The organism is Pseudoalteromonas sp. BSi20311 (assembly GCF_000239875.1).
GTDB lineage: Bacteria > Pseudomonadota > Gammaproteobacteria > Enterobacterales > Alteromonadaceae > Pseudoalteromonas.
The window spans coordinates 94,494-103,594 of the sequence record NZ_BADU01000084.1 but is presented as its reverse complement, the minus strand read 5'-3'; the positions used below and the strand labels follow the sequence as shown (position 1 = coordinate 103,594).

Below are 9,101 nucleotides of genomic sequence, written 5' to 3'. Positions count from 1 at the left end.
AAACGGCTTTTTCTTTTTAAACATCTGTGCAAGTTCAGCATAATGCTTTTCTGCACGTTTTACTTTCAAGTAGGCACTATCCATATTCGCACTCTAACAACTTTATCAAAGGACACTTTCCTCTTTTTATGAGCAATGTATGTCCTCTTCATTATTTTTAATATTAATTACAAATCATGTAACACATTGCCAACTTTAAACTTTTAGTTAGGCTGTTCTTTTTATAATGTGCAGAAAAGAGGAAAGCGCCCTCATTTTTTGGCTTTGAAAGAAACACCAAAAATGACAAGCGTTGCGAATCTGCTTAAATTGTTTGTTATGTTCGAAGTTTAACTGCTGTGCCAAACACTAATATTTCTGATGCCCCATCAGTAACTGAGCTAGTTGTAAACCGTATTCCTACTATTGCATCGGCATTTAACTTTTTTGCATCTTCTATTAATCGTTCTACCGCTACATTTCGAGCTTCCATCAACATCTCGGTATAGCCTTTGAGTTCACCGCCCACAATACCTTTTAAACCAGCCATGATATCTCGACCAACATGTTTAGACTGAACCATGTTACCATTGACGATACCCAATACAGCTTCGATTTCCTTGCCAGGAACAGTTTCCGTTGTCGTATAAATCATAATTTTTCCCTAGATGATAACAGCTCATTAAACACCACTTTGGGAGTTATAACCCTCAAAACAGCGTATATTATATACGCTCAATAATTCCACTAAACAACTCTAATGTAAACAAGTAATTACGTAGCTTATTTACCAATCATTGTTAAAATACACTAAAACAACGTTTAATAATGTTCTGTACCATCAAATTAGTCGTCATTATCCCTGAGCTTGAATTACACCCATAAAAAAAGCCCCGCTTGATGTTACTCAAGCAGGACTCCACACTAATTTTGTATCAATAAAAGCGCCTAAACTGCAGGCGCTTTGCATTATTGAATTTTATTGGTTAACCACGCTTTTAAGCGGATTAACTGGCTGTGCGTTGTCGTCTAGGATGTTCATATCGAAGTCGAACTCATCAACACGAATCGCTTTTTCACGCTTTTTGTTGTAATCACTTAACTGAACAAATTCAGCGTCGTTAATTACTTTTGCAGCAAGTGCATTTTCAAGCGTGATTGAAAAACGCGTACCCGGCTTAAAGGTTTTAGCACGTAGCGCTTTTTTCACTTTAGCTAATAGCTCAAGTGACGCCATTTTAGCTTTGTAAGCTTGCTCATTGATGTGATGACCATCACCTTCAATTGGCTTAACTAAATGTGTGATTTGCGTTTTAAATGCCGTATCTAGCTGAGCTTGTTTTGCTAATTCACGAATTAAATCATCGCTAATTTTTGGCATTTTAGTTGAGTAGTTCATAGTAATGAAACGAATGAACTTACGAGTACCACTTGCAGGGAAGTTGTCTAAGAACTTGTGCAATGCTTCTTCTGCACTTTGTAGTGCAAAACGAGTCGCATAATGGAAGTAAGGAGCCGCCTGCTCACGCTCGCTGCTTGCTACTTTTTGCTCGTAATACTTAATAGATGCCATAGCGGCATACAAGAAGCTCATTACATCGCCTAAACGTGCTGAAAGCATTTCAGCTTGCTTTAATTTACCGCCAAGTACTAGTAACGAGAAGTCTGCATATACAGCTAATTTAGCTGATAGTTTATGCACTGCTTTTTCGTAGTCACGTACTTCTGGTAATGCCGAGTTTGCACCAGCAGTAAACGGTAATACACCTAAACGGAATGCACGTAAGCTATTTGCTGTACTGTAGCCAATTGTTTTACGTAAAATACCATTAAATTCTGCATCTGCGTTTTTGTCATCGCTGTGGATAGACTCAACCATAGATTGTAAGTATGGGTGACAACGCATAACACCTTGGCCAAATATCATCAGGTTACGAGTCAGAATGTTCGCGCCCTCTACCGTAATGGCAATAGGCTGCGCGACATAACCACTCGCTAATGTATTTTGCGGACCGTTTTGAATCGCTTTACCTGCTTGAATATCCATTGCTGAATCAAGTACATCACGACCAAGCTCTGTCATATGGTATTTAGCAATTGCAGTTACTACCGATGGTTTTAAGCCCATGCCTAAACCTTCAGTTGTCAATACTCGCATTGCTTCTTGTAGGTATGTTTTACCTGCGATGTCAGCTAGCTTTTCTTGAATACCTTCAAATTGACCAATTGATAAACCAAACTGTTCACGCACTGCTGCGTACTCAGAAGCTGATTTAAATGCAACTTGAGCTGTACTTACACCCAATGCTGGTAATGAAATACCACGACCTGCGCCTAAACAGCTAACTAGCATTTGCCAACCGCGACCGATGTTTTTCTGACCACCGATAATAAAGTCCATTGGTACAAATACTTTGTTACCACGTGTAGTACCGTTGTAAAAACGGATACCCATAGGATCATGACGGTTACCAAGTTCTACACCAGGGTGCTCTTTTGGAATAAGTGCACAAGTAATACCTAGGTTTTCTTTACCACCCAATAAACCATCAGGGTCAACTACTTTAAACGCTAAACCAAGTACAGTAGCAATTGGTGCGAGTGTAATGTAGCGCTTGTCCCATGTAATTTCTAGGCCGAGTACTTCTTCACCGTTATACATGCCTTTAGTAACAGTACCTACATCAGGAATACCGCCTGCATCAGAACCTGCTTCTGGGCTGGTTAATGCAAAACATGGAATGTCTGTACCATTTGCTAAACGTGGTAAGTAATGTGCTTGTTGCTCATCTGTACCGAAGTGAAGTAGTAACTCACCCGGGCCTAACGAGTTTGGTACCATTACGGTTACCGCAACCGCTGAGCTTTTCGTTGCGATAGTACCTACAATTGTTGAGTTAGCGTATGGGCTGAACTCTAAACCGCCAAACGATTTAGGGATGATCAGCGAGAAGAAACGCTCTTTTTTCAAAAACTCTAAAATGTCGTTTGGTAAATGAATACCATTTTGAATGACTGAATCGTCAATCATGCCAAGTAATTCTTGTACTGGGCCGTCTAGAAACGCTTGCTCGTCTGCGGTTAGTTTTGCCGCAGGTACATCGCGTAGCGCGCTAAAATCTGGTTTACCTTGGTAGATAGACCCTTCTAGCCATACATCGCCAGCGTCTAGCGCTTCTTGCTCAGTAACTGAAATACTTGGTAATACTTTTTTTAATTTTGTACGTAAACTCATAACGAACTCATCCGACCAGATAATAATACCTACATTACGTCATAAAAATCGGTTTAGATCAATTACTCTATTCAATTAATTAACAGTTTTTGCAATTTATTTTCTTTACCTGAACGTAAACTGTTGAAATAAAAAGGCTTACACCTGTACGCTGAATTATTATTTTTTTTGTTAAAAATTTAATAATTCTGGTTGTTGGCGCCGCAAATACGGATTTGGTAATAAAGTAGAAACAAAAAAACGCAGCCTAAAATTAGGCTGCGTTTTTTAATACGAGAATTTGGGTGAAATTAGCTTACTTTAACCACCTGCTTACCAGTAAAACCACCTGCTAACTGGTTGTTTAAGGCGCTAGATACGGCCTGTGCATTAAAATCAACAGCTAGAATTTCAGGGTGCTTTATATCGCCATTAGAAACTGTTTCAAGCAATAAATTCCCCATAAAACTCATACGCTGCTGCGCACATAGGCTGTTGGCTAACCACGCGCCACCTAAAGAGACAATACTAATATTGGGCGCACGCCTAAACATTAACTGCTGTTCAAACTTAGGCAGTGGATTTAAACAAGCAATACGGCCACAAAAACGCATTAACTCAATATTTTGAATGGTCGATTCCCCGCCCATAATATCAATAATGGCATCAAATCCTTGTGGTCCTAACTCTCGGCGAATTTTGTCACATAAGGTTTTGTCATTGTAATCAAAGACTACATCAGCCCCTAGCTGCTTAACCAATTTGTGGTTACGCTTGGAGGCGGTTGTAAATACATCGGCACCACGCTGCTTTGCAAATTGAATAGCAAATTGACCTACAGCACCTGCGCCCCCTTCAACAAAGAGGGTATCGCCTTCAGTTACTGATAGTTTATCTAAGCTGATAAGCGCTGCCATTCCGGCGCAGGGCAAAGTAGCAGCCTTGTCACTGGCTAATTGCTTGGGAATGATAGACACCGCATAATTAGGTACTTTTGCGTATTCGCTCAGTACCCCTTGCTCACCTACGCTGGCGTGCCACATAACACGCTCCCCTACCCCCGGAAAAATACCTTTGCCCGCTTTAACCACTGTCCCCACTGCATCCAAGCCTAAAACATGCGGATATTGCCATAAACAAAAGCCAGATTTAGCAAATTGCGCATCCACCGGGTTTAAACCAACATACTCTACTTTTACTAGCAGCTCATTACCTGTGCATTGAGGCACAGGTAACTGAGTATCCGATAAGTGAATATCCTCATTAGGCTCATTTAACACAATAGAGCGCATTAATGTAGGAATAGTATTTGGGTTTGTATCTGCAGTATTAGGCATCAAAAACTCTACTTGTTAGTATTACTTAACGCGTAACTCCATCGCCCATTAAATGACTGGTAGGCATTTACCTTAGCCAGTAACGATGAAATAGTTGAATCAACGGCATTTTCTTGTGCTATTAAAACATCCTGACGTGCATCCAACAACTCTAAGTAAGGAATTTGCCCTTCTTCATACATTGCTTGTGCTTGTAAAAATGCATTATTAGCAAATTGATAACGCTGCTCAGCAAAACGCGATTGCTGTGCTTGATTGACTAAGTATTGCAATGAAAGTTCACTCTCGTTAATGGCTTTTAACACCACTTGCTGGTAGTCAGTATACGCCGCTTGGCTTAAAAACTGGTGAGCATCGCGTTGTGCTAAAAGCGCAGGGTAACTTAATAATGACCACTGCAATTGCGGCGCTACTTGCCATTGCTGCTGGGTATCACTAAAACCATTACTGCCCAAACTTAACACGCCTGCAAAGCCGCTTAAGCTAATATCCGGCAATAAAGCTTTACTGGCTGCTACACTCAGGCTATTTGCCTGGCTAAAATCAAATAAAGCACGACTTATATCAGGTCTTAGTGCTATTGCATCATTAGGCTTTGCCAATGACACCGCAAATGCCTTAGTTAATATAGTACGCTCATCATTAATGATCAGTGATTGCGTAGTTTGCGCGCTTAATACGGCCAAAGTAGATAAGTCACGGTACTTGGCATATTTAATTGCCGGCACCAAGGCTTGCTGCTGCCTAAGTTGCGCCATAGTGCGGTTTAAGTCGAGCTCATTGGCCACACCTTCATCAACTTGGGCCTGCAGCACTTGAATGCTTTGTTCAAGCGCTTCTATTTGCATTTCAATAATTTGCTGCTTTTGCAGATTACCTTGATAACTCACAAAGCCTTTAACCACAGCCGACACCACTTCAATTTGCAATAACCTAACTTGCTCAGCTTGGCTCATTGCTTGTGAATTCGCGGCATCGACTAACGCAGTAATTCGACCAAATAAGTCGAGCTGCCAATCAAGTGCTACATTCGCACTTGATTGTCGGCTATTGGTATTGCCTAGCCCGCTTCGCTTTGCACCAACCTCAATACCTCCTTGCGGTAAGTATTGCGCTTGTTGCTCGCCAATACGCGCCAAAGCGCTTTTTAATACCAGCTGACTTGTTTGTAAGTCGTAATTATTAGCAAGTGCGTTGCTCAGCAGTTGGTTTAGCTGCGCTGAGCCCAGCTTATGCCACCAGTTTTGCTCATCTTCACCCATAAACTGCTCTGCAGATATTGCCTTGGCAACAAACTCATCAACCTGTTGTCGCTGAGCAGCTGTGTCAATTTTACTCGCACAACCTGATAACACAGCAACCGCTAATACAGAACTCAGCCATGGCGATAATTTAAGGGCGCTTAAGTTAAATTTAGTCATGCGAAGACTCCTTAACGCGCGGCTTTTTTACCACCAGCATATAAAACACCGGTGTAAATAATAGTCCAAACACAGTTACTCCAATCATGCCCGAGAACACTGCATTACCCATGGCATGACGCATTTCTGCACCGGCACCGGTTGCCAATACAAGCGGTATGACACCTGCGGTAAACGCAATTGATGTCATTAAAATTGGGCGTAAACGTAATCGACACGCCGCTAACATCGCCTCAAGGTGCGATAACCCAGTGTCATGCTTATCTTTAGCAAATTCCACCATAAGGATGGCATTTTTAGAAGCCAATGCGACCAGTACAATCAACGCTATTTGCGTAAATATGTTGTTGTCTGAACCTACAAACCACACCCCTAATAACGCTGAGAAAATAGTCATAGGTACAATTAAAATAATGGCCAGTGGTAAACGTAAGCTTTCATACTGTGCGGCCAGTACCATAAACACCAGCAATACAACCAGAGGGAATACATACACCATGGTATTACCTGCTAATACTTGCTGGTACGTTACCTCAGTCCACTCATATTCAATGCCAGTAGGCAATGTTTTTGCTAGTACAGCTTCAATCGCCAATTGCGCTTGATCAGAACTATAACCGGGCGCTGGGCTGCCATTAAGCTCTGCACTTGGGTAGCCGTTGTAATGCATTACACGATCTGGGCCGATGGTAGGCGTTACCGTTAATACTGAGCCTAACGGCACCATATTACCGGCACGATTACGCACTTTTAGGTTTAGTATTTGCTCTGGGTCTACCCTAAAATCAGCATCAGCTTGGGCATTAACCTGGTAAGTACGACCAAACAAATTAAAGTCGTTTACATACACTGAGCCTAAATAAATTTGTAACGAGTTAAACACTTCATCTAATGGAATACCTTGAATAAGCGCTTGCTCACGGTCAATATCAATATCCATTTGTGGCACTTGAATTCTAAAGCTTGAATACAGCCCCATTAACGCCGGATCTTTTTGCGCCGCAGCAATCACTGATTGCAAACTGTTAAATAAGGCTTCAAAGCCTTTGTTAGCTCTATCTTCTATTTGCAATTTAAAGCCACCTGTGGTGCCTAAGCCTTGAATTGGCGGTGGCGGAAACACAGCGACAAAGGCTTCATCAATGGCCGCAAAACGTTGGTTTAATTGCGCTGCAATAGCCGAAGCCGACATACTCGGATCCGTACGCTCTGCAAAAGGCGCCAGTGGTGTAAATACGATGCCGCTATTTGGGCTATTAGTAAAACCATTCACTGAAAGACCAGGAAACGCTACCGTGTTCGCAACCCCAGGTACCTCTAATGCAATTTGCTGCATTTGTTTTACCACCGCTTCTGTACGGTCTAAACTTGCAGCGTCAGGTAACTGCGCAATGGCGACTAAGTATTGCTTATCTTGTTGTGGAATAAAGCCACCCGGTACTGCATCAAACAATTTAATCGTACCGCCAACTAAAGCAATATACGCAACCATAACCACAACACTCATGCGAATAAGCTTTTGTACCAGCTTTTCATACCCTTTAGCACCACGGTCAAACACGCGGTTAAAAGGTTGAAATAACCAACGGCCAAATAATTTATTAAGCACGCGGGTAAACGCATCAGGCTCGGCATCATGTGATTTTAACAATAAAGCGGCCAGTGCTGGCGACAGCGTTAATGAGTTAAACGCCGAAATTACCGTTGAAATCGTAATGGTTAATGCAAATTGTTTATAAAACTGCCCTGAAAGCCCAGTAATAAAAGCCGTCGGAATAAATACCGCACATAATACTAATGCAATCGCAATAATAGGGCCGGTTACTTCCGTCATTGCCACGCGGGTGGCTTCAAGCGGTGATAAGCCATCTTCTATGTTTCGCTCAACATTTTCTACAACCACAATTGCGTCATCAACCACAATACCGATTGCCAGTACTAAACCAAATAGCGATAAGGTATTAATAGACACCCCAAGCCACTGCATTACGGCAAACGTACCAATGAGTGAAATAGGCACCGCAATTAACGGAATAATAGACGCGCGCCAGGTTTGTAAGAACACAATAACCACAATCACCACCAGCACGATTGCTTCGAGTAAAGTGGCGATTACCGCATCAATTGAACCACGCACAAATACCGTTGGATCATAAACAATGTCGTATTCAACACCTGCAGGAAAGTCTTTTGATAAACGTGCCATGGTTTCACGCACCTGATCAGAGAGCTCAATGGCATTTGACCCTGGGCGTTGAAATATTGGCATCGCTAAAGCAGGTTGATTATCAAGCTCAGCACGCAATGCATAAGAATCTTGGCCTAAATCAACACGTGCCACGTCTGACAAACGGGTAAGCTGCCCTTGCTCCCCAACTTTAATAATGACTTGTTTAAACTCTTCAATGCTATTAAGGCGTCCTTTGACGTTTAATAGAATTTGAAACTGACTGTCATTTGAAATCGGTTGCGCACCTAAACTACCCGCTGCAACTTGCTGATTTTGCGAGCGTAGTGCATTGACCACGTCACTTGCAGTAAGCTCACGTGATGCTAGCGCATCGGGGTTAAGCCAAACTCGCATTGCATATTTACCACCACCAAATAAACGAATATCACCCACACCAGGTAAACGCGCTATTTCATCTTTAATATTTAAATCGGCATAATTTGATAAATATGCGGTGTCATGGCTGTTTTGGGGTGAATATAAATGCACCACCATGGTTAAATCGGGTGATGATTTTTCAGCAACAACCCCTAAACGTTGCACTTCTTGTGGCAAACGCGGCAGCGCACTATTTACTCGGTTTTGCACTTGCACTTGGGCACGGTCTAAATCAGTGCCTAACGCAAATGTCACCGTGAGCGTCATACGTCCGTCACTGGTTGCTTGTGAAAACATATACAGCATGTTTTCGGTGCCGTTTATTTCTTGCTCAAGCGGTGTTGCCACTGTTTGTGCAATAACCGTCGGGTTAGCACCTGGGTAACTTGCAGTCACAACCACTGTTGGTGGTACAACTTCTGGGTATTCACTGACAGGCAGCTGAAATAATGAAATGCTACCTGCAATTAAAATAATCAACGACAGCATGGCCGCAAAAATCGGTCGCTGTATAAAAAAGTGTGAAAATTTCATCTAACAAC

The 9,101-nt window shown here is 42.1% G+C and carries 5 protein-coding genes; all 5 read right to left on the bottom strand.

The window, feature by feature from the left end; genetic code table 11:
- Window positions 1-316: 316 nt before the first annotated feature.
- Window positions 317-634, bottom strand: coding sequence for a heavy metal-binding domain-containing protein (locus P20311_RS10150; protein WP_008112402.1), 318 nt, complete (start codon window positions 632-634; stop codon window positions 317-319).
- Window positions 635-958: 324 nt separating this feature from the next.
- Window positions 959-3,214 (bottom strand): acyl-CoA dehydrogenase, encoded by a 2,256-nt coding sequence (locus P20311_RS10145; RefSeq protein ID WP_008112400.1) that lies wholly within the window; start codon window positions 3,212-3,214, stop codon window positions 959-961.
- A gap of 290 nt (window positions 3,215-3,504) precedes the next feature.
- Window positions 3,505-4,530, bottom strand: a complete 1,026-nt coding sequence (locus P20311_RS10140) for a zinc-binding dehydrogenase (protein ID WP_008112398.1) — start codon at window positions 4,528-4,530, stop codon at window positions 3,505-3,507.
- Window positions 4,531-4,538: 8 nt separating this feature from the next.
- Complete coding sequence (locus tag P20311_RS10135; RefSeq protein WP_008112396.1) at window positions 4,539-5,951, bottom strand: TolC family protein; 1,413 nt, start codon at window positions 5,949-5,951, stop codon at window positions 4,539-4,541.
- Complete coding sequence (locus tag P20311_RS10130; RefSeq protein ID WP_008112395.1) at window positions 5,944-9,093, bottom strand: efflux RND transporter permease subunit; 3,150 nt, start codon at window positions 9,091-9,093, stop codon at window positions 5,944-5,946. The genes P20311_RS10135 and P20311_RS10130 overlap by 8 nt, the downstream gene beginning before the upstream one ends.
- Window positions 9,094-9,101: the final 8 nt, after the last annotated feature.